This is a genomic window from Clostridioides sp. ES-S-0010-02 (genome assembly GCA_020641055.1).
Lineage (GTDB): Bacteria > Bacillota > Clostridia > Peptostreptococcales > Peptostreptococcaceae > Clostridioides.
In genome coordinates, this window is sequence record CP067345.1 from 401,770 (window position 1) to 424,061 (window position 22,292).

Below are 22,292 nucleotides of genomic sequence, written 5' to 3' on the forward strand. Positions count from 1 at the left end.
GATGTAGATGAAGGATTTGGGGCATGGTGCTAATGTAGACGAAATGGCAAAATTGTATGGGAAAGACCCAAAAGAAATAATAGACTTTAGTTCAAATATAAATCCAAAAGTTTTACCAAATTTAGAAAAATATATTTTAAGAGGGTTAGATGAATGTAGGAATTATCCAGATATAAATTATACAAACTTGAGAAAAAATATATCAAAATATATAAATATAAATTCAAACTTTATAATACCTGGAAATGGAGCAACAGAGATAATTTATTTGCTTATGAAGAGTATTAAAAAAAGATTGGCTATAATAAACCCCACTTTTTCAGAGTATAGAAGAAGTGCCAAACTAAATAATATAGATATTATAGATTTAGAATTAGATTCAAATAATAATTTTAAACTTGATATAGATATAGTAAAAAATAACATTGAAAAATTTGATTGTTTATTTATATGTAATCCAAATAATCCTAGTGGGAATGTTCAAGATTTAAAGGAACTTGTTTGTTTATTAAATGAAAACAATAAGATGCTAATAATTGATGAAACTTTTATGGAATTTATCGAAAATGAAAATAAATATAGTTTAGTTAAATATATAGAGTCAAATAAAAATATATTTATAATTAAAGCTGTGACTAAATTTTTTGGAATGCCTGGTTTAAGATTAGGGTATGGCCTTACAAGTAATAGCAACATTATGGATAAAATTTATGAGTATAAAGAACCATGGACTATAAATTCTTTTGCTGATATGCTATCCAATTTTGTTTTTGAAGATAAAGATTATATTAGAAATAGTAAAGAGTACTACATAAAAGAAAGAAAATACATGTTACAAGAGTTAAAAAACATAAGAAATATAAAAGTTTATGATACAGATGCTAATTTTATCCTAATAAAAGTTTATAAAAAGACAGCTGATGAGTTAAAAAAAGATTTGTTTAAGCACGGAAATATATTGGTTAGAGATGCATCTAACTTTATAGGATTGGACGACAGTTTTATAAGGATAGCTATAAAATCTCATGAAGATAATAAAATTCTTATAGAAAATATAAAAAATTTATTAGGTGATTAAAATGAAATCTTATGGAATATGCCCAGCATCATGTGGAGAGTTTGTTCAAGGGATAATAGATGATGAAGAATATCTATGTTCATATGCTATAAATATGTACTCTAAGGTATGTATTGAAGAGAAATTAAAAGATATAAATTTAGGTAGACATAAATCAAGAATAGCTATAGAAAAGGTATTTGAAAAATTTAATTTGCCTAAAAAAGATACCAAAAACATTTCTTTAAATATAAACAGCAAAATACCTGTTGGAAAAGGAATGGCAAGTTCGACAGCTGATATAGGGGCTACTATAAAAGCAACATTATCGTTAATAGATAAAGATTTAAATAGTGAAGAAATATCGAAATTGGCAGCAGAAATAGAACCAACAGACTCTATATTTATAAATAAAAATAGTATATTTAATCCATTAAATGGTACTGTTATAAAATACTTGGGAAATATAACTAATGCAAAAGTTATAATTCTTGAACCTAATAAAGTATTAGATACGATGAAAATTAGAATGAGGAAAGATTATAGTAAGCTAAAAATCGAAAATAAGGAAATTATAAAAAAGTCATTTACTCTTTTAGAAGAAGGTCTGAAGAAAGATGATTTATCCTTAGTTGGAGAGGCTTGTACATTAAGTAGTTTAGCAAACGAAAATATAGAAAAAAAAGAATACTTAAATGAAATAATAAAAATATCTAAGCTATATGGAGCCTATGGAGTAAATATTGCCCATAGTGGTACAGTAATAGGGATTTTAATTGATAAGCTTATGAATGATAAGAAATTAATAGATGTATTATGTGAGTCTAATATAAATTCTGTTTATAATAAAATCTATACCTTGGATATAATAGATGGTGGAATTAAGGGGGAAGTAGAATGGAATACATAAAGAATCCTATGAAAATAGAAGAAAGAAGTTTTGAATTAATACAAGGAATAATAGATGAAATCAGACCAGATTATAAATTTAAAAATGAGATTGAAGAAAAAATAATAAAAAGAGCTATACATACTACTGCTGATTTTGATTACTTGGATATATTAAAAATATCAGAAAAGGCAGTTGATAGTATAATAGATGCGCTAAAAAATAATGCAAGTATTTATACAGATACAAATATGGCTCTGAGTGGAATAAATAAGAAGAAGTTGGAAGCATTGGGATGCAAATATAAATGTTTAGTAGCGAATGATGAAACTGCAAAAGTAGCTAAAGAAAAAGGTATTACCCGCTCTATGGCAGCTGTAGAAATTGCATCAAAAGAAGAAGGAAGAAAGATATTTGTACTTGGGAATGCACCAACAGCTTTATATAAAGTTATGGAAATGAAATCAGAAGGGAAATTGGATGTAGATGCAGTTATAGGAGTTCCTGTAGGTTTTGTAGGAGCACAGGAGTCAAAAGATGAAGTTGAAAAGACAGATATACCATATATAATTTCTAAAGGTAGAAAAGGTGGTAGTAATTTAGCAGCAGCAATAGTGAATGCTATCTTATATGCCATGTAGGTATCTATATGGAAGAATATGTATATATAGATGGGAAAAAGTATCGAAGAGGATATACTACAGGTTCTTGTGCTACAGGTGCATCTAAGGCTGCTGTGTATATGATGATTACAAAAAATAAAATTGATACAATAAACATAGATACTCCTAAGGGAATACCACTATCATTAAATATTGATAATGTAAACATTTCTGATGATTTTGTGGAATGTTCTGTAAAAAAAGATGGTGGAGATGATATAGATGCAACACATACTATGGATATCTATGCAAGAGTTGAAATTATATCTAAAACTGATGATAGCAATAGTTATCTTACCTTAGAAAATATTGATAACATAAATATTAGTGAAGAATGTCAAAGTGAACTCTATAAATTTATTAGGGTCTATGGTGGAACTGGTATTGGAGTAGTAACTAAAAAAGGATTAAGTGTAGGTGTTGGTAAACCTGCCATAAATCCAACTCCATTAAGAATGATAAATCAAGAAATAATAAAGCTTATAGAAAGTGATTTTGAATCTATGCTTGGGCATGATAAAGTTTTAAAAATAACAATCTTTGCTCCACAAGGAGAAAAAATAGCAAAAAAAACATTTAATCCAAGGTTAGGGATAGTTGGAGGAATATCTATAATAGGAACAACTGGGATAGTTGAGCCAATGAGCGATGAGGGCTGGAAAAAATCTTTATCTATAGAACTCCAAATGAAAAAAGAACAAGGTTTAGACAAGATAATATTAGTTCCAGGAAATCATGGAGAACAATTTATAAGAGAGAAACTGAACTTAGATATTAAGTATGTAGTAAGAACCAGTAATTTTATTGGTTATATGATTAAAGAGGCTCAAAGAATAGGATATAAAAAAATATTGATGGCTGGGCATATAGGTAAATTTATAAAAGTATCAGCTGGGATTTTTAATACTCATAGTAAAGTAGCAGATGCTAGAAGTGAGATATTAGTGGCAAATCTAGCTTTAATGGGAGCTACACATGAATTTTTACATAAAATAAATCAGTGTTTAACTGCTGAAGAAGCTGTAGAGTTAATAAATAATAGCGAATATAAACAGGTTTATAATATATTGAGTAATAAATGTAGAGATAGAGTAAAGCAATATTTAAATGAAGATGTAGATGATATTGATGTAGAAGTAATAATTTTTTCAATGGATAAGTCTTTGTTAGGAAAATCAGATAATACAGATGATTTATTGGAGGTTTTTATATGATAAATATAATAGGTTTAGGGCCTGGTAACTTAGACTATATAACAAAAAAAGGTGAAAATTTAATTTCTACTTCAGATGTATTAATTGGTGGCAGAAGGAATTTAGAATCTGTAAAAAACTTTGAAGGAGAAAAAATAATATTAGATTCTAATTTAAGAGAAATTGTAGAGTATATAAATAACAATAGTGAAAAGCAAATATCAATAATAGCTTCAGGTGACCCACTGATATATGGTATAGGTAAGTATTTATCTAAAAATATTGATAATAAGATGTTAAATATGGTTTCTGGAATTAGTTCTTTACAATATATATTTTCAAGGATATATGTTGATATGAATGATTTATATATTACCAGTAGCCATGGTAAAATACCAGATTTCGATTATATACTATCACATAAAAAAGTATGTATGGTTACAGATTCTAAGATAGGACCAAAGCAAATAAGTAAAGAAATAATAGATAGGAATTTAAATAAAATTATTGTTGTAGGTGAGAATTTATCATATGACAATGAAAAAATAACAATAGCAAAGCCAGATGAAATAATAAGAATGGACAATTTCGGAATGAATGTTGTGGTGATTTTAGATGAGGAATAGTGAATTTATAACAGGTAAGGTTCCAATTACTAAAGAAGAAGTTAGAGCAATATCAATAAGCAAACTAGATTTAGTAAATGCTGAGAGTTTTATAGATATAGGTGCTGGTACAGGAAGTGTAAGCATTGAAGCTGCATATAACTATCCCAACCTAGAGGTTATATCTATAGAGAAAAATGATGCTGCTGTAGAACTTATAGAAAAAAATATTAAAAAGTTTAATTTGAAAAATGTAGAAGTAATAAAAGGCTATGCACCGATAAAGATAAGCTTAAATACTAAAGTTGATTCTATTTTTCTTGGGGGTACTGGAAATAACTTAGAAGAAATAATAGCATGGTCTAAAAAAACTTTAATTACAGGAGGAAGACTTGTAGCTAATTTTATAATCATAGAAACATTTAACCAAACTCTAAAGTTACTTAGAAAATATGGGTTTAAAGAAATAGATGTATGTGTTTTAAATGTTTCTAAACTAGAGAAACTGGGAAAAGGTGAATATTTTAAACCACTAAATCCTATATATATAATATCTTGTGAAAAAGGGGAAGATGATGATGAATAAAGTACATTTTGTAGGAGCAGGACCTGGAGACAAAGAGCTAATAACTTTGAAAGGGTATAAACTATTAAGTAATGCAGACGTAGTAATATATGCTGGGTCACTTGTCAATCCTGAACTTTTAGAATATTGTAAAGAAGATTGTCAAATACATAATAGTGCACATATGGATTTACAAGAAATAATAGATGTTATGAGAGACGGTATAGAAAATAACAAGTCTGTTGTGAGATTACAAACAGGAGATTTTTCTATATATGGTTCAATTAGAGAACAAGTGGAAGATTTAAATAAATTGAATATAGACTATGATTGTACACCAGGAGTGAGTTCTTTTTTAGGGGCAGCTTCATCTCTAGGAGTGGAATATACAGTTCCTGAAATTTCTCAAAGTGTTATTATAACGAGAATGGAAGGAAGGACTCCAGTTCCTGAAAAGGAATCAATACAATCTTATGCTAAGCATCAGACATCTATGGTAATATTTTTATCAGTTCAAGAGATTGAGAAGGTTGTATCTAAATTATTAGAAGGCGGTTATCCAAAGGACACTCCTATAGCGGTTATATATAAAGCTACATGGGCAGATGAAAAAATAGTTAAAGGAACTTTAAATGATATAGCTGTAAAAGTTAAAGAAAATAACATAAATAAAACTGCTTTAATAATGGTAGGTAGATTTTTAGGAGAAGAATATAATAACTCAAAGTTATATGATAAGGATTTTAAACATGAGTATAGAGGGTAATATCGCTATAATTTGTATTACTGAAAACGGAAAAAACTTAGCTAGAAAGATAGAATCTTTAGTGGACAATTGTGTTGTATATCAAATAAAAAATAAAAAAGGTACTTTAGATATTAGTCAGGAAGATTCTGTACAAATAATACAAAAAAAACTAAGTGATTTTGTAGGAGAGGTATTTAATAAATTTGAGTACATAATATTTATAATGGCGACAGGGATAGTTGTACGAAGTATAGCACCATATATAACAAGCAAGTTTAGTGACCCTGCAATTCTAGTGATAGATGAGAAAGGACAAAATGTAATAAGTTTATTGAGTGGACATATTGGAGGAGCAAATAGTTTAACGCATTATATAAGTAGTCTTATCAATGCGAATCCAGTAATAACAACAGCTACTGATGTAAACCAAAAAGCTTCTTTAGATATGATAGCAAAAAAATTAAATGCTTATATTGATAACTTTAGAGAAAATGTAAAAGAAGTAAATTCTATGTTAGTAAATGGTAAATGTGTTGGTTTGTATGTTGAGGAAGGTTATCAAGTTGACACTAGAGGATTTAAGCTTATAAAAAGTAGTAAAGGATTAAAAGATAGTTTTTTAAATAAAGATATAGAAAAGATAGTTATAGTAAGCAACAAGATAAATTTTACTAAAGATATAGAAAGTTTAGATGTGGATAATAACTTTACACATAATTATTACAGAGAAAAAATAATAAAAGTGATTCCAAAAGATATAGTTATAGGGATTGGGTGTAGAAGATACACAGATAGTAAGTTGATGTTTGATTCTTTACTAGAATTTTTTGAGGTACAAAATATAGATATTAAAGCTGTAAAAATCATTGGAAGTATAGACCTAAAAAAAGATGAAAAGGCAATCATTGATTTAGCAAAAAAGCTAAAAGCGCCATTTAAGACATTTTCAATAGATGAAATATCCAAAGTTGATGATATGTTTGATAAATCCGATTTTGTGAAAAAAAATGTAGGTGTATATTCAGTAGCAGAACCTGTAGCATATCTTTTAAGTAAAGGAAACTTAATAGTTGAAAAACACAAATATAAAGGAATAACTTTTTCGGTAGGGAGAATAAAAATATGATATATGTTGTAGGAATTGGACCAGGAAATAAAGATACTATGACTTTAGAGGCGATAAAAGCGATAGAGGACTCTGAGGCTATTGTTGGGTATAAGACTTATATAAATTTAATAGAAGAATTTATAAGTGATAAAGAAATAATTCAAAATGGTATGAGACAAGAAGTTGACAGATGTAAACAAGCAGTAGAAGAAGCGAAAAAAGGGAAAAAAGTAGCAGTTATAAGTAGTGGAGATGCTGGTATATACGGAATGGCAGGACTTATTTTAGAATTAATATCTAAGGAAAGTGAAGACATAAGAGTTAAAGTAATTCCAGGTGTTACTGCTAGTATTGGTGCAGCAGCTATACTTGGAGCACCTATTATGCATGATTTCTGTCATATAAGTTTAAGTGATTTAATGACTCCATGGGAAGTAATTGAAAAAAGATTAAAGTTAGCTGCAGAAGCTGATTTTGTAATATGCCTGTATAATCCAAGAAGTAAGGGAAGAAGTGAACATCTAAGTAAAGCATTTAAAATAATGGGAGAGTTTAAATATGGAAATACACCTGTTGGAGTGGTCAAAGATGTAGGTAGAGAAAAAGAAACTAAGTTTATATGTACTTTTGAGAATATGGATTTTGAAAAAGTTGATATGACTACTATGGTTATAATCGGAAATAAATCTACTTATATTGATGGTGAACTGATGATAACTCCAAGAGGTTATACAGTATGATTTTGATTCTAGGAGGAACTTCAGATAGTTTAGCTATATGTGATATGATAAATGAATTGGAAAATCAGTCCTATGTACTTTCAGTAACTACAGAATATGGAAAAGAACTTGCACAAAAACATACAAATAATATAGTTTTAGGTAAGCTTGGAAAAGAAGAAATGCTAAGGTTTATAAAGGATAATCATATAGCTAGAATAATAGATGCTACTCATCCTTATGCAGTTGAAGTATCTAAAAATGCTATTATTTGTGCAAAGTTATCAAACATAGAGTATATAAGATTTGAAAGAAAATCGTTAATAGAAGAAATAAATTATGACAATAAGTTTATAGTAGATACAATTGAAGAAGCTTGTAAAATTGCAAATAAAATAGGAAAAAATATATTTATAGGAACAGGAAGTAAAAACTTAAACAGATTTGTAGAAGGAATAAGTAATAAAAATTTAGTGGTTAGAGTTCTTCCGACAAGTGAAGTTATCTTAAGTTGTGAAAAATTAGGTTTAAATGCAGACAATATAGTAGCAATGAAAGGTCCGTTTAGCCAGTGTATAAACGAGGAAACATATAAACATTATGATGTAGATTTAGTTATAACAAAAGAAAGTGGGGTAGCAGGAGGTTTTTTAGAAAAAGTAAATGCATGTAAAAATCTCAATATACCAGTAGTAATTATTAAACGAGAATCGATTAACTACGAAAATGTAATTAATGACATAAATAAAATTAAAGACATAATTGTGTGATTTTTAGGAGGAGAAGATATGAAGAAAGCCTTATTAGTAGTAAGTTTTGGGACAAGCTACCATGAAACAAGAGAAAAGACAATAGATGTGTGTGAAAATAAAATAAAGAATTCGTTAAAAAACTATGATTTTTTTAGAGCGTATACATCAAATATGATAATAAATAAAATAAAAAAAAGAGATGGCATAGAAATAGACAACCCTATACAAGCTTTAGATAAAATATATGAGCAAGGGTATGACGAAGTAATAATTCAAACGCTTCATATTATATGTGGAGAAGAATTTAATAAGCTAAAAGAACAAGTAGAAAGCTATTCCTCTAAATTTAAAAAACTTATATTAGGTAGACCTTTACTTACTCACATAGAGGATTATCAAGAATCAGTAGAGGCAATTAAACATCAAATTCCTCATATGGAAAGTGATGAAGCAGTAGTATTTATGGGTCATGGAACAGTTCATGAGTCTCATTCAGCATATCCAGCCTTAGAATATATGCTTAGAGATAATGGAGTAAATGCTTATGTTGGTACGGTTGAAGGTTATCCAGAAATAGAACATGTAATGAGAAGATTAAAAGAAGGAAATATAAAAACTATAAATTTAATGCCATTTATGTTAGTTGCAGGTGACCATGCCATAAATGATATGGCAGGAGATGAAGAGGATTCTTGGAAGACAATACTTGAAGATAATGGATTTAATGTGAAAATTCATTTAAAAGGGCTAGGAGAAAATCCTTATATACAAGATAAATTTGTTCGTCATACTCTTAAATGTGCAGAAACTGCTAAGTTTTATGGTATAGGAACAGGACCAGGAGATAGTTCTTTACTTACAATAAAAGCAGTTAATACTCTAAAAAAACTAGATGTTTTATACACTCCAGAGTCAAAAAGGGGTGGAGAAAGCTTGGCATTATCAATAGTTAATGAATATTTACCAGAATCACTAGAGATAAAATCTAGACATTTCCCAATGAGTTTTGATGGAAACGAAAAAGAACTAGCTTGGGACAATGTAGCAGAGGAAATTATATCAGATGTTAATAATGGTAAAAATGTAGGATTTGTAACATTGGGTGACCCTATGCTTTATAGTACATATGTGTATATAATGAACAGAATAGTAGATGAGATAGAAGTAGAAACTATACCAGGAATTTCTTCGTTTTCTAATATAGCATCTAATCAAAATTTTCCATTAGTTATGGATAGAGAAGCATTAGTAGTAGTTCCTTGTACTATGGAAGATGATAAGATAGAGAATGCTCTACAAAATTATAATTCTATAGTGTTAATGAAAGTGTATAAGAATTTTAAAGAAATAATAAAAAAATTAGAAAAATATAATCTGATAGAACATGCTATTTTAGTTAGTAATTCGTCTCAAGATAGTGAAACTGTATTTAAGGATTTAAGAGAAGCACATCTTGAAGATAAGATATCTTATTTTTCTACGATACTAGTAAATAAAGAGAACAAAATAAAATAGACGAATGTAATATTTAAAGGAGATTTAATATGAATATCGTGGTTGGAACTAGGGGTAGTAATCTAGCACTTATACAAACTGAATGGGTAATAAATGAGCTAAAAAAGAAATATCCTTATATTAATTTTGAAATCAAAATTATAAAAACAAAAGGAGATATAATTCAAAATGTTTCATTAGATAAAATAGGTGATAAAGGATTATTTGTAAAAGAAATAGAGCAACAATTATTGGATGGACAGATAGATATAGCAGTACATAGTATGAAAGATATGCCTTCTTATTTGGCAGATGGACTAAAATTTGCTCATACACCTAAAAGAGAAGACCCAAGAGATGTGTTAATACTTAGAGATGAATATAAAAGCCTAGATGATTTACCTCATGGAGCAGTAATAGGAACAGGGAGTAAAAGGAGAAAATTTCAATTATTAAAGCAAAGACCTGATTTAAACATAGTTCAAGTTAGGGGAAATGTAGAGACTAGAATACGAAAAATCAAAGATGAAAATCTACATGGAATTGTATTAGCTGCATCAGGAATAATAAGGGCTAATTTACAAGATAAAATAAGTTCTTATTTACCTGTTGATGTTGTCATTCCAGCACCTGCTCAAGGGGCTTTAGCTATAGAGATAAGAAGTAATGATAGTGATGTTGAGGAGATAGTGAACTCACTAAAAGATAATGATACAGAAATCCAAATATTAGCTGAAAGAGGATTTTTAGATGGTGTGAATGGAAGTTGTCATATTCCAATGGCAGCTTATTGTGAAATAAATCAAGATAAAATACATCTTACTGGTTTATATGGAGATTCAGAAGGAGATAAAATAGTAATTAAGTCCATAGAAGGAGATATCTCTTCTCCTAGAGAGTTAGGTTTAAAGTTAGCTAAACTTGTATTGAAGGAGTATGAAAGTTATGAAGGGTAAGGTTTACTTAGTAGGTGCAGGACCAGGAGATTATAAACTCATGACTCTGAAAGGCTTAGAGTGTATAAGAAAATCGGATGTAATAGTATATGATAGATTAGCAAATAGTAGTTACTTAAGAGAAGCTAAAACAGATTGTGAATTTATATATGTAGGAAAGGCATCAAGCAATCATATTTTGCCACAAGAAGATATAAATAGAGTTATAGCAGAAAAAGCTAAAGAAGGAAAACTTGTGACTCGTTTAAAAGGTGGAGACCCTTATGTATTTGGTAGAGGTGGAGAGGAAGCAGAGACTCTAGTGGATGAAGGTATAGAGTTTGAAGTAGTTCCAGGGATAACTTCTGCAATAGGAGGTTTATGCTATGCGGGTATTCCTATAACACACAGAGACCATGCTTCATCATTTCATGTAATAACAGGTCATCTGAAAGGTGATGATAGTGGGGAATTAAATTGGAATGCTCTTGCAAACAATAAAGGCACTCTTGTGTTTTTGATGGGGATTTCTAACTTGAAGAAAATAAGTGGAAACTTGATGAAAGAGGGAAAGAGTAAAGATACACCAGTTGCTCTTATAAGTTGGGCAACTAGATATAATCAAAGGGTTGTTACATCTACACTTGAAAATGTCTATGAAGTTGCTATCAAAGAAGAAGTAAAACCACCAACTCTTATAGTAGTTGGAAGTGTTGTAGGACTTAGAGAAAAACTGAATTTCTTTGAGGGGAAACCTTTGTTTGGAAAAAGTATAGCTGTGACTAGGTCTAGAAATCAAAATAGTGTCTTAGTAGAAAAGATAATGGATTTAGGTGGGAATCCAATAGAGATACCTACTATTAAGATAGAAAAAATACAGAATAATACTAAATTGGAAAATGAAATAAAAAATATAAATGAATATAACTATCTAATACTAACCAGTAAAAATGCAGTAGAAATATTTTTTGAGAAGATTTATGAAGTGAATTTTGATTCAAGAATATTATCTAACCTAAAGATATGTGCAATAGGCTCAGCAACGTCAAGTGAATTGAAGAAAAGAGGAATTACAGCAGATATAGTACCAAAAAAATTTGTAGCAGAATCATTATATGAAGAGCTATCACCAATTTTAACTGAAAATGATAAGATACTTATACCTAGAGCAGAAAATGCTAGAGACTATTTAGTTGATAAGCTTAAGGAAATTTGTGAAGTAACAGAAATACATACATATAGAACCGTGATAGATGAAGATAAAAGAAATGAAATATTAGATATTTTAAATTCGAATGAGATAGATTATATAACATTCACAAGTTCATCAACAGTAAATAATCTTATTGAGATTATAGGAAAAGAAAATATTAAAATTTTAGATAAAATAAAAGTATTGTCTATAGGGCCTATAACTACAGAGGCAATAAATAATTTAGGAATAAATTTATATAAAGAGGCTACAACATCTACAATAAATGGATTAGTAGATTTAATTATAGAAAATTAATTTTGGAGGATTGAGATGTTAAGAAGACCAAGAAGACTAAGAGCAAGTAAAGCAATAAGAAATTTGGTAAGAGAAACTAAAGTAAATGTAGAAGATTTAATATATCCTTTATTTGTAGTAGAAGGGGAGAATGTAAAAGAAGAAATTAAATCTTTACCAGATGTTTATCACTTATCAATAGACATGTTAGAAGAAGAAATAAAAGAAATAAGAGATTTAGGAATTGAACATATAATGTTATTTGGTGTACCAGATGAAAAAGACGAATGTGCATCACAAGCATTTAATGAGAATGGAATAGTACAAAAAGCGATTAGAAAGATAAAGGAAATAGATTCAAATATAAATGTAATAACAGATGTCTGTATGTGTCAGTACACAAGTCATGGACATTGTGGAATTTTAACAGATACTGGTTATGTTGATAATGATAAATCATTAGAATATTTAGCTAAGATATCTGTAAGTCATGCTAAAGCAGGAGCAGATATGGTTGCTCCATCTGACATGATGGATGGAAGAATACAAGCAATAAGAGAAGCTTTAGATGAAAATGGTTTGGAAAATATCGGTATAATGGCTTACAGTGTCAAATACGCTTCAAATTTTTATGGACCTTTTAGAGAAGCAGCTCATTCAGCACCATCATTTGGAGATAGAAAGACATACCAGATGGACCCTGCAAATAGCAATGAAGCTATGATAGAAACAGAACTTGATGTATTAGAAGGTGCAGATATACTTATGGTTAAACCTGCATTATCATATTTAGATGTTATAAGAAGAGTTAAAGATAATTTTGATTTGCCTTTAGCTGCTTATAATGTAAGTGGAGAATACTCTATGCTTAAGTTAGCTGTTAAAGAAGGATTATTAAATGAAGATGTAATTCTTGAAGCAATCACATCTATAAAGAGAGCAGGAGCAGATATAATAATAACTTACTTTGCTAAAGATATTGCTAAATTATTAAGAAAATAAGCTATTAAAATATAAAGTATTATGAAAAGTATAGAAATTGTAATTTGTTATTTTAAAATATTTTCATCTACAAGTTTAGTAATCTATAATCTTAGTAAATGAAAATATAAGTGACTTTACAATTTCTATATTTGTTTATGTATTTAATAAAAATTTTGGAGGGTAAAAAATGCTATATCCTATTAACTTAAAATTAGATGACTTAGATGTAGTCATAATAGGAGGAGGAGAGGTTGCATATAGGAAATGTAAAAACTTTTTAGATTTTAATAAGAGTGTTACTGTAGTTTCTAAACATATTTTAAATAAGTTTCATGATTTAGAAGGTAACATAAATATAATAAAAGACGATTATAAAGAAGAATATATAGAAAGTAGCTCTGTGATAATTGCTGCTACAGATAATAGGGAGCTGAATTTAGAAATAGGATTATATTGTAGAAAAAATAAAAAACTAGTAAATGTTGTTGATAATGTAGAAATATCAAATTTTACTGTTCCATCATATGTAAAAAGAGGTGATTTGCTTATAAGTGTATCCACAGGGGGTAAAAGTCCATCTTTGTCTTCAAAAATAAAAAAGGAGCTAGAAGAAAAATATACTGAGGATTATGAGGAATATTTGAACGTGTTAGGCGAGATTAGAAAAGAAGTTATAAAAAAATATCAAGATAAAAATAAAAGAAAAAGTATACTTAATATGTTGATAGTACTTGATTTAGATGAATTAAAAAAGTTTAATGTATAAAGTTTTTTAAAAAAAATATAAAAAAGCTGTTGACGAATTATTTTTAAGGTGATATAGTATTACTTGTCCTTAAGAAAAGGGCAAACATGAAAAATGAACTTTGAAAATTAAACAGTAGGTTAATTTATAAAACAAGAAACAAACCATAAAGCCAGATATTTAGATAACAATAGTATCTGAGCCTGATAAACTTTTATTTGAGAGTTTGATCCTGGCTCAGGATGAACGCTGGCGGCGTGCCTAACACATGCAAGTTGAGCGATTTACTTCGGTAAAGAGCGGCGGACGGGTGAGTAACGCGTGGGTAACCTACCCTGTACACACGGATAACATACCGAAAGGTATGCTAATACGGGATAACATATTTGAGAGGCATCTCTTGAATATCAAAGGTGAGCCAGTACAGGATGGACCCGCGTCTGATTAGCTAGTTGGTAAGGTAACGGCTTACCAAGGCGACGATCAGTAGCCGACCTGAGAGGGTGATCGGCCACATTGGAACTGAGACACGGTCCAAACTCCTACGGGAGGCAGCAGTGGGGAATATTGCACAATGGGCGAAAGCCTGATGCAGCAACGCCGCGTGAGTGATGAAGGCCTTCGGGTCGTAAAACTCTGTCCTCAAGGAAGATAATGACGGTACTTGAGGAGGAAGCCCCGGCTAACTACGTGCCAGCAGCCGCGGTAATACGTAGGGGGCTAGCGTTATCCGGATTTACTGGGCGTAAAGGGTGCGTAGGCGGTCTTTCAAGTCAGGAGGAAAGGCTACGGCTCAACCGTAGTAAGCTCTTGAAACTGGGAGACTTGAGTGCAGGAGAGGAGAGTGGAATTCCTAGTGTAGCGGTGAAATGCGTAGATATTAGGAGGAACACCAGTTGCGAAGGCGGCTCTCTGGACTGTAACTGACGCTGAGGCACGAAAGCGTGGGGAGCAAACAGGATTAGATACCCTGGTAGTCCACGCTGTAAACGATGAGTACTAGGTGTCGGGGTTACCCCCTCGGTGCCGCAGCTAACGCATTAAGTACTCCGCCTGGGAAGTACGCTCGCAAGAGTGAAACTCAAAGGAATTGACGGGGACCCGCACAAGTAGCGGAGCATGTGGTTTAATTCGAAGCAACGCGAAGAACCTTACCTAAGCTTGACATCCTAATGACATCTCCTTAATCGGAGAGTTCCCTTCGGGGACATTGGTGACAGGTGGTGCATGGTTGTCGTCAGCTCGTGTCGTGAGATGTTGGGTTAAGTCCCGCAACGAGCGCAACCCTTGTCTTTAGTTGCCATCATTAAGTTGGGCACTCTAGAGAGACTGCCAGGGATAACCTGGAGGAAGGTGGGGATGACGTCAAATCATCATGCCCCTTATGCTTAGGGCTACACACGTGCTACAATGGGTAGTACAGAGGGTTGCCAAGCCGTAAGGTGGAGCTAATCCCTTAAAGCTACTCTCAGTTCGGATTGTAGGCTGAAACTCGCCTACATGAAGCTGGAGTTACTAGTAATCGCAGATCAGAATGCTGCGGTGAATGCGTTCCCGGGTCTTGTACACACCGCCCGTCACACCACGGGAGTTGGAGACGCCCGAAGCCGATTATCTAACCTTTTGGAAGAAGTCGTCGAAGGTGGAATCAATAACTGGGGTGAAGTCGTAACAAGGTAGCCGTATCGGAAGGTGCGGCTGGATCACCTCCTTTCTAAGGAGAATTGCCTACTGTTTAATTTTGAGGGTTCGTTTTTACGAATACTCAATTAGCACTTTGAGCAACAGAATAAACTGAACGCATGTGAAGTTTGTTTGTTGGCGCTGTGCGTTAGCACTTTAAGCAACGGAATTTATCTGTTGGTGCTGTGCGTTAGCACTTTGAAAACTGCATATATATTTAGTGATATGACATCTAATTTGTAATATATAAAGCTGATAACTTTTAAAAATTATCGAAGTTGATAGCTTCTAATCTATCAAACCTTTTTAACTGGTCAAGTTATTAAGGGTGCAGGGCGGATGCCTTGGCACTAGGAGCCGATGAAGGACGCGATAAGCTGCGATAAGCTTCGGGGAGTTGCACGTAAACTTTGATCCGAAGATTTCCGAATGAGGAAACTCACTTAGAGTAATGTCTAAGTATCATTAAGTGAATACATAGCTTAATGAGGGGAACTCAGGGAACTGAAACATCTAAGTACCTGAAGGAAGAGAAAGAAATTCGATTCCGTAAGTAGCGGCGAGCGAACGCGGAATAGCCCAAACCAATAAAGTTTTCTTTATTGGGGTTGCGGACATATCTTAAACGAAGAGGTATCGTAATTGAAGAGGTTTGGAAAGACCCACCACAGAAGGTAATAGTCCTGTATGTCAAACGAGAAAACTTCAGATATGATCCAGAGTACCACGGGACACGTGAAACCCTGTGGGAAGCAGGAGGGACCACCCTCCAAGGCTAAATACTACCTAGTGACCGATAGCGTATAGTACCGTGAGGGAAAGGTGAAAAGAACCCCGGGAGGGGAGTGAAATAGAACCTGAAACCCTGCACTTACAAGCTGTGGAAGCACATTTCTTGTGTGACCGCGTACTTTTTGTAGAACGGGCCAACGAGTTACGTTAAGTAGCAAGGTTAAGCACTTAAGGTGTGGAGCCGTAGCGAAAGCGAGTTTTAACTGAGCGTTCAGTTACTTGACGTAGACCCGAAACCGGGCGACCTACCCATGAGCAGGATGAAGCGAAAGTAAAATTTCGTGGAGGTCCGAACCCACGAGCGTTGAAAAGCTCGGGGATGACTTGTGGGTAGCGGTGAAATTCCAATCGAGCCCGGAGATAGCTGGTTCTCCCCGAAATAGCTTTAGGGCTAGCCTCAAGGTGAGAGATACGGAGGTAGAGCACTGAATGTCCTAGGGGGTATTGCACCTACCGAAGACTATCAAACTCCGAATGCCGTCATCTTATACTTGGGAGTCAGACTGTGGGTGATAAGATTCATAGTCGAAAGGGCAACAGCCCAGATCGTCAGCTAAGGTCCCTAAATGTAAGTTAAGTGGTAAAGGATGTGGGATTGCACAGACAACCAGGATGTTGGCTTAGAAGCAGCCACTCATTCAAAGAGTGCGTAATAGCTCACTGGTCGAGTGATCCTGCGCCGAAGATTTCCGGGGCTAAAACTTACTACCGAAGCTACGGCATCAGTAATGATGGGTAGGGGAGCTTCCCATACGGGTTGAAGCATGACCGTAAGGACATGTGGACAGTATGGGAGTGAGAATGTTGGCATGAGTAGCGAGATGTGGGTGAGAATCCCACAGGCCGTAAACCCAAGGTTTCCAGGGAAGGTTCGTCCGCCCTGGGTTAGTCGGGACCTAAGCTGAGGCCGAAAGGCGTAGGTGATGGACAACAGGTTGATATTCCTGTACTACCGATAACCGTTTGAGAGATGGGATGACACAGTAGGATAAGCTAAGCACACTGTTGGTTATGTGTGCCCAAGCATTGAGGCAGTCAGAGTAGGTAAATCCGCTTTGATAATGCTGGGATGTGATGGGGAGCGAAATTTAGTAGCGAAGTAGCTGATTTCACACTGTCAAGAAAAGTCTCTATCGAGGTTAAAGGTACCCGTACCGCAAACCGACACAGGTGGGTGAGGAGAGTATCCTAAGGCCCGCGAGAGAACTGTTGTTAAGGAACTCGGCAAAATGACCCCGTAACTTAGGGATAAGGGGTGCCACCATACGGTGGCCGCAGAGAATAGGCCCAAGCGACTGTTTACCAAAAACATAGGTTTCTGCTAAGTCGCAAGACGATGTATAGGAGCTGACGCCTGCCCGGTGCTGGAAGGTTAAGGGGATCTGTTAGAGTAATCGAAGCAGTGAACTTAAGCCCCAGTAAACGGCGGCCGTAACTATAACGGTCCTAAGGTAGCGAAATTCCTTGTCGGGTAAGTTCCGACCCGCACGAAAGGCGTAACGATTTGGGCACTGTCTCAACAACAGACTCGGTGAAATTGTAATTCCGGTGAAGATGCCGGATACCTGCGACAGGACGGAAAGACCCCATGGAGCTTTACTGTAGCTTGACATTGGGTCTTGGTACTACATGTACAGGATAGGTGGGAGGCTTTGAAACCAGGACGCCAGTTTTGGCGGAGCCATCCTTGGGATACCACCCTTGTAGTACTGGGACTCTAACCATAGGCCATGAATCTGGTCTTGGGACACTGTCAGGTGGGCAGTTTGACTGGGGCGGTCGCCTCCCAAAAGGTAACGGAGGCGCTCAAAGGTTCTCTCAGTACGGTCGGAAATCGTACGTAGAGTGTAAAGGCAAAAGAGAGCTTGATTGCAAGACATACAGGTCGAGCAAGGATGAAAATCGGACTTAGTGATCCGGTGGTTCTGCGTGGAAGGGCCATCGCTCAACGGATAAAAGCTACCCTGGGGATAACAGGCTTATCTCCCCAAGAGTCCACATCGACGGGGAGGTTTGGCACCTCGATGTCGGCTCATCACATCCTGGGGCTGTAGTAGGTCCCAAGGGTTGGGCTGTTCGCCCATTAAAGTGGTACGCGAGCTGGGTTCAGAACGTCGTGAGACAGTTCGGTCCCTATCCGTCGCAGGCGTAGGAAATTTGAGGAGACCTGTCCTTAGTACGAGAGGACCGGGATGGACGTACCTCTGGTGTACCAGTTGTTCTGCCAAGGGCATGGCTGGGTAGCTATGTACGGAATGGATAAGCGCTGAAAGCATCTAAGCGCGAAGCCAACTTCAAGATAAGATTTCCCACCGCAAGGGTAAGACCCCAGAAAGACTATCTGGTTGATAGGTCGAAGGTGTAAGTGCAGCAATGTATTTAGCTTATCGATACTAATAGGTCGAGGACTTGACCAATATTTATTTGATGTTCATTGATTAAAATATATATGTAGTTTTTAGAGTGCTAACTCTAAAGAATCTAGTTTTACTAGTCTCAATAACTTAATAGTAATATTAAGCATAAAGATTATGTGGTTACAATAGCAGAGAGGATACACCTGTTCCCATTCCGAACACAGAAGTTAAGCTCTCTAGCGCTGATGGTACTTGGTGGGAAACTGCCTGGGAGAGTAGGACGTAGCCACGTAATTTTTTTTGAGTAAATTTATAAAAAATAAAAAATTTTTATTTTTTGTGTTTAGACATGGCAAATTTGGGACATAATATAATTGTAAAACTTAATAGCAAAAATAAATTACTCAATCTCCCCCACTTAAAGGCCTCTATCCCCCATAGAGGTCTTTTTTATTATGTCTAATTTGCTATATCAGTTATTTTATTTATTTTAATTCTATCTTATTAGTCAGTATATTTATTTAAGTTTAGTATAATTTAACAGAAAATATATGTGATTTAACATCTATTTTAATAAATTTACTATATGTTCACTTTGTCTTAATATGTCCTTTACAAATAAAGAGTATTATTAATTTATAAGTAAATCGTATGACTAAACAAAGTATTTTGAGGAGGATAAAAAATGGCAGATATAAAACTAGAAAATGTCACAAAATCTTATGATAAAAAGAACACTGTTATAGAGAACTTGAACCTTACTATAGAAGATGGTTCTTTTACGGTATTGGTAGGCCCAAGTGGTTGTGGAAAATCTACTACACTAAGAATGATTGCTGGGCTTGAAGATATAACTTCAGGTAATTTAAAAATTGAAGAAAATGATGTAACAAGAACTGATGCAAGTAAGAGGGATATAGCTATGGTATTTCAGAATTATGCATTATATCCACATATGACTGTAAAAGAAAATATAGAATTTGGTTTAAAGAATAAAAAAGTTCCAAAAGAAAAAAGAGAAGAACTTATAACAGAGGTTATTGATATAGTTGGATTACAAGAATATTTAAATGTAAAGCCAGGAAATTTGTCTGGAGGACAAAGACAGAGAGTAGCATTAGCTAGAGCAATGGTTAAAAATCCAAAGGTATTTTTAATGGATGAACCATTATCAAATTTAGATGCAAAACTGAGAAATCAAATGAGGACAGAATTAATACAGTTACATCAAAAATTAAAATCTACATTTGTTTATGTAACTCATGACCAAGTCGAAGCAATGTCAATGGCGGATAAAATAGTTATAATGAACAAAGGAGAGATAATGCAAATAGGTTCTCCAAAAAAAATATATCAAGACCCTAAAAATTTGTTTGTGGCACAATTTATCGGAAATCCTTGTATGAACATATTAAATATGAAGGATAATATCAAACTTGGATTTAGGCCTGAAAAAGCTGTATTAGAAAGTATAAATATAGATATAAAAAATGATGATACTTTTAATTTACTTGGAAAGGTTATAACTAAAGAGGTATTAGGAAACGAAACTATATACTGTTTATCTGTTCTTGACAGTGAAGTAAGGGTTAAAACAGAAAACGATATATTTGATATAGGGAAAACTTTGAAAGTAAATGTATTAGAAAAGGATTTATATTATTTTAATAAAGATGGGCAAAGAATAAATGATATAAAAGAATGTAAGAATATGTATTCTAAAATCAAAGGAGATATTTATGAAAAAGCAATTTAATAAAGCATATTTGTACATAACACCTGCAATTATAGGAACTTTACTGTTTATAGTATATCCAATAATTAAGACAATATCGCTGAGTTTCAAATCAGGAAGTCTTCTTAGTTCAACTTTCGAAAATGTAGGATTAAATAATTACACAGAGCTTTTAAAAAATCCAGAGTTTATACAAACTATAACGAATACTGCAATTTATACTTTTTTTATGGTAATTATATCTATATCACTAGCTATAGTACTTGCTGTTTGGTTAAATAAAAACTCTATAATACACAATTTGACACAAAGTATAATCTTTACACCACATGTAATTTCACTAGTATCTGTAGCTGTATTGTGGCTTTGGATTATGGAGCCACAATATGGCTTTTTAAACTGGATACTGTCAACATTGCATTTACCAACATCAAAATGGCTTTCAAGTGAAAGTTCAGCTTTAATGTCATTGATTCTAATAGGAATATGGAAAACTCTTGGATACAATATTTTAATCGTGTTATCAGGTCTTAAATCGATACCAAACTATATATATGAGGCTTCTAAACTAGACAATGCAAACAAGATAACGAATTTCTTTAAGGTAACATTGCCATTATTATCGCCAACAATATTTTTTCTCATGATAACAACAACAACAGCATCATTTCAAGTATTTGACGAAATAAGCATAATGACACAAGGTGGTCCATTAGGTTCAACTAACATGTTATCTTATTATATATATGAGTCTGGATTTATATATTACGATATAGGGCAAGCAAGTGCAGCAAGTATGTTTTTATTAGCCATAGTTATGATTGCTACATATGCTAATTTCAGACTATTATCAAAAAAAGTTCATTATCAATAAATAAAAAATATATATTATAAGGCGTGTTAAAAAGGAGGACAAAATGGACATTATAAGACCTATTAAAAAAGATAAAGCTGATATAAAGAAAATAGTATCAAAATCAATAGAAGTATTAATTCTACTACTTTTATCTGCAATATTTATATTCCCTTTTATATGGATGCTGTCAACATCTTTTAAAAACCCACAAGAAATGATGCAACTACCACCTACAATAATACCAAACGATATAGTACTAGGAAATTATACTACAGCATGGAATTCAGGACCATTTTTTAGATATTTATTAAATAGTATCTTTGTGACAGGTAGTATTTTAATCGTACAGTTTTTAGTGATGGTTCCTGCAGCTTATGCATTTTCTAAGATTAAATTTAGAGGTGAGAAGGTATTGTTTGGACTATTACTCATAGGACTTATGATTCCTCCACAAGTAACTTTTTTACCTGTATATATGATGATGAGTAAATTTGGATTTATAAATACATATGTGCCACTTATAATTCCATTTATGACATCTTCATTTGGTATATTTCTGCTTAGACAAAATTTTATGCAGATATCAGATGAGATTATTGAAGCAGCTAAATTAGACAATACTTCGGACTTAAAAATAATGTTTAAAATAATGGTTCCTATGGCAAAACCAGCAGTAATAACATTTATATTATTTAATTTTATATATCATTGGAATAACTATTTCTGGCCTTTAGTAATGACAAATACAGATGCAATAAGGACTTTACCAATCGGAGTAGCTCTTCTTAAATCTTCAGAAGGAATTACTGCATGGAATGTAATAATGGCAGGAAATATAATTTTAATTTTACCAATAATTCTTGTTTATATATTTGCAAATAAAAAAGTAAAAGAAGCTTTTATGTATTCAGGAATAAAATAAAA

General features: G+C 32.9%; 18 protein-coding genes and 3 rRNA genes. All 21 read left to right on the forward strand.

Annotation, left to right across the window (positions count from 1 at the left end; genetic code table 11):
* Window positions 1-7 precede the first annotated feature (7 nt).
* The 21 genes from JJC01_02360 (at window position 8) to JJC01_02460 (ending at window position 22,290) form a co-directional block, all read left to right on the forward strand.
* Entirely contained in the window at window positions 8-1,078 is a 1,071-nt protein-coding gene (locus tag JJC01_02360; GenBank protein UDN58736.1) for an aminotransferase class I/II-fold pyridoxal phosphate-dependent enzyme, read from the forward strand.
* Between the two features lies 1 nt (window position 1,079).
* Window positions 1,080-1,967: a cobalamin biosynthesis protein gene (locus JJC01_02365; protein UDN58737.1), complete on the forward strand. Its 888-nt coding sequence runs from the start codon at window positions 1,080-1,082 to the stop codon at window positions 1,965-1,967.
* Window positions 1,955-2,587 carry a cobalt-precorrin-8 methylmutase gene (locus tag JJC01_02370; protein UDN58738.1) on the forward strand — a complete coding sequence of 211 codons (633 nt, stop codon included), beginning with the start codon at window positions 1,955-1,957 and terminating at the stop codon, window positions 2,585-2,587. The genes JJC01_02365 and JJC01_02370 overlap by 13 nt, the downstream gene beginning before the upstream one ends.
* A gap of 8 nt (window positions 2,588-2,595) precedes the next feature.
* Window positions 2,596-3,822 carry a cobalt-precorrin-5B (C(1))-methyltransferase gene (locus JJC01_02375; GenBank protein UDN58739.1) on the forward strand — a complete coding sequence of 409 codons (1,227 nt, stop codon included), beginning with the start codon at window positions 2,596-2,598 and terminating at the stop codon, window positions 3,820-3,822.
* Window positions 3,819-4,427 (forward strand): cobalt-precorrin-7 (C(5))-methyltransferase, encoded by a 609-nt coding sequence (locus JJC01_02380; GenBank protein UDN58740.1) that lies wholly within the window; start codon window positions 3,819-3,821, stop codon window positions 4,425-4,427. The genes JJC01_02375 and JJC01_02380 overlap by 4 nt, the downstream gene beginning before the upstream one ends.
* Window positions 4,417-4,992 carry a decarboxylating cobalt-precorrin-6B (C(15))-methyltransferase gene (locus tag JJC01_02385; GenBank protein ID UDN58741.1) on the forward strand — a complete coding sequence of 192 codons (576 nt, stop codon included), beginning with the start codon at window positions 4,417-4,419 and terminating at the stop codon, window positions 4,990-4,992. Before JJC01_02380 ends, JJC01_02385 begins: the two co-directional genes overlap by 11 nt.
* Complete coding sequence (locus JJC01_02390) at window positions 4,985-5,737, forward strand: cobalt-precorrin-4 methyltransferase (protein ID UDN58742.1); 753 nt, start codon at window positions 4,985-4,987, stop codon at window positions 5,735-5,737. The genes JJC01_02385 and JJC01_02390 overlap by 8 nt, the downstream gene beginning before the upstream one ends.
* Window positions 5,721-6,845 (forward strand): cobalt-precorrin 5A hydrolase, encoded by a 1,125-nt coding sequence (gene cbiG, locus JJC01_02395; protein ID UDN58743.1) that lies wholly within the window; start codon window positions 5,721-5,723, stop codon window positions 6,843-6,845. The genes JJC01_02390 and cbiG overlap by 17 nt, the downstream gene beginning before the upstream one ends.
* Window positions 6,842-7,567, forward strand: coding sequence for a precorrin-3B C(17)-methyltransferase (gene cobJ, locus JJC01_02400; GenBank protein ID UDN58744.1), 726 nt, complete (start codon window positions 6,842-6,844; stop codon window positions 7,565-7,567). Before cbiG ends, cobJ begins: the two co-directional genes overlap by 4 nt.
* Complete coding sequence (cobK, locus tag JJC01_02405; GenBank protein ID UDN58745.1) at window positions 7,564-8,316, forward strand: precorrin-6A reductase; 753 nt, start codon at window positions 7,564-7,566, stop codon at window positions 8,314-8,316. The genes cobJ and cobK overlap by 4 nt, the downstream gene beginning before the upstream one ends.
* Window positions 8,317-8,334: 18 nt before the next feature.
* The gene (locus JJC01_02410) at window positions 8,335-9,813 is read left to right on the forward strand and encodes a cobalt-factor II C(20)-methyltransferase (GenBank protein UDN58746.1); all 1,479 of its coding nucleotides are present in this window, start codon (window positions 8,335-8,337) and stop codon (window positions 9,811-9,813) included.
* A gap of 29 nt (window positions 9,814-9,842) precedes the next feature.
* The gene (hemC, locus tag JJC01_02415) at window positions 9,843-10,748 is read left to right on the forward strand and encodes a hydroxymethylbilane synthase (protein UDN58747.1); all 906 of its coding nucleotides are present in this window, start codon (window positions 9,843-9,845) and stop codon (window positions 10,746-10,748) included.
* Complete coding sequence (gene cobA, locus JJC01_02420) at window positions 10,738-12,237, forward strand: uroporphyrinogen-III C-methyltransferase (protein UDN58748.1); 1,500 nt, start codon at window positions 10,738-10,740, stop codon at window positions 12,235-12,237. Before hemC ends, cobA begins: the two co-directional genes overlap by 11 nt.
* Before the next feature lie 15 nt (window positions 12,238-12,252).
* Window positions 12,253-13,218, forward strand: coding sequence for a porphobilinogen synthase (gene hemB / locus JJC01_02425; GenBank protein ID UDN58749.1), 966 nt, complete (start codon window positions 12,253-12,255; stop codon window positions 13,216-13,218).
* A gap of 169 nt (window positions 13,219-13,387) precedes the next feature.
* Window positions 13,388-13,966, forward strand: a complete 579-nt coding sequence (locus tag JJC01_02430) for a bifunctional precorrin-2 dehydrogenase/sirohydrochlorin ferrochelatase (GenBank protein UDN58750.1) — start codon at window positions 13,388-13,390, stop codon at window positions 13,964-13,966.
* 193 nt (window positions 13,967-14,159) lie between these two features.
* A 16S ribosomal RNA gene (locus tag JJC01_02435) occupies window positions 14,160-15,659 on the forward strand.
* Window positions 15,660-15,940: 281 nt separating this feature from the next.
* Window positions 15,941-18,837 (forward strand): 23S ribosomal RNA (locus tag JJC01_02440).
* 115 nt (window positions 18,838-18,952) lie between these two features.
* Window positions 18,953-19,069 (forward strand): 5S ribosomal RNA (gene rrf / locus JJC01_02445).
* Together the 16S, 23S and 5S rRNA genes form the textbook arrangement of a ribosomal RNA operon.
* A gap of 393 nt (window positions 19,070-19,462) precedes the next feature.
* Window positions 19,463-20,533, forward strand: coding sequence for an ABC transporter ATP-binding protein (locus JJC01_02450; GenBank protein UDN58751.1), 1,071 nt, complete (start codon window positions 19,463-19,465; stop codon window positions 20,531-20,533).
* Window positions 20,517-21,386 (forward strand): sugar ABC transporter permease, encoded by an 870-nt coding sequence (locus JJC01_02455; GenBank protein ID UDN58752.1) that lies wholly within the window; start codon window positions 20,517-20,519, stop codon window positions 21,384-21,386. The genes JJC01_02450 and JJC01_02455 overlap by 17 nt, the downstream gene beginning before the upstream one ends.
* Window positions 21,387-21,429: 43 nt before the next feature.
* Window positions 21,430-22,290, forward strand: coding sequence for a carbohydrate ABC transporter permease (locus tag JJC01_02460; GenBank protein UDN58753.1), 861 nt, complete (start codon window positions 21,430-21,432; stop codon window positions 22,288-22,290).
* Window positions 22,291-22,292: the final 2 nt, after the last annotated feature.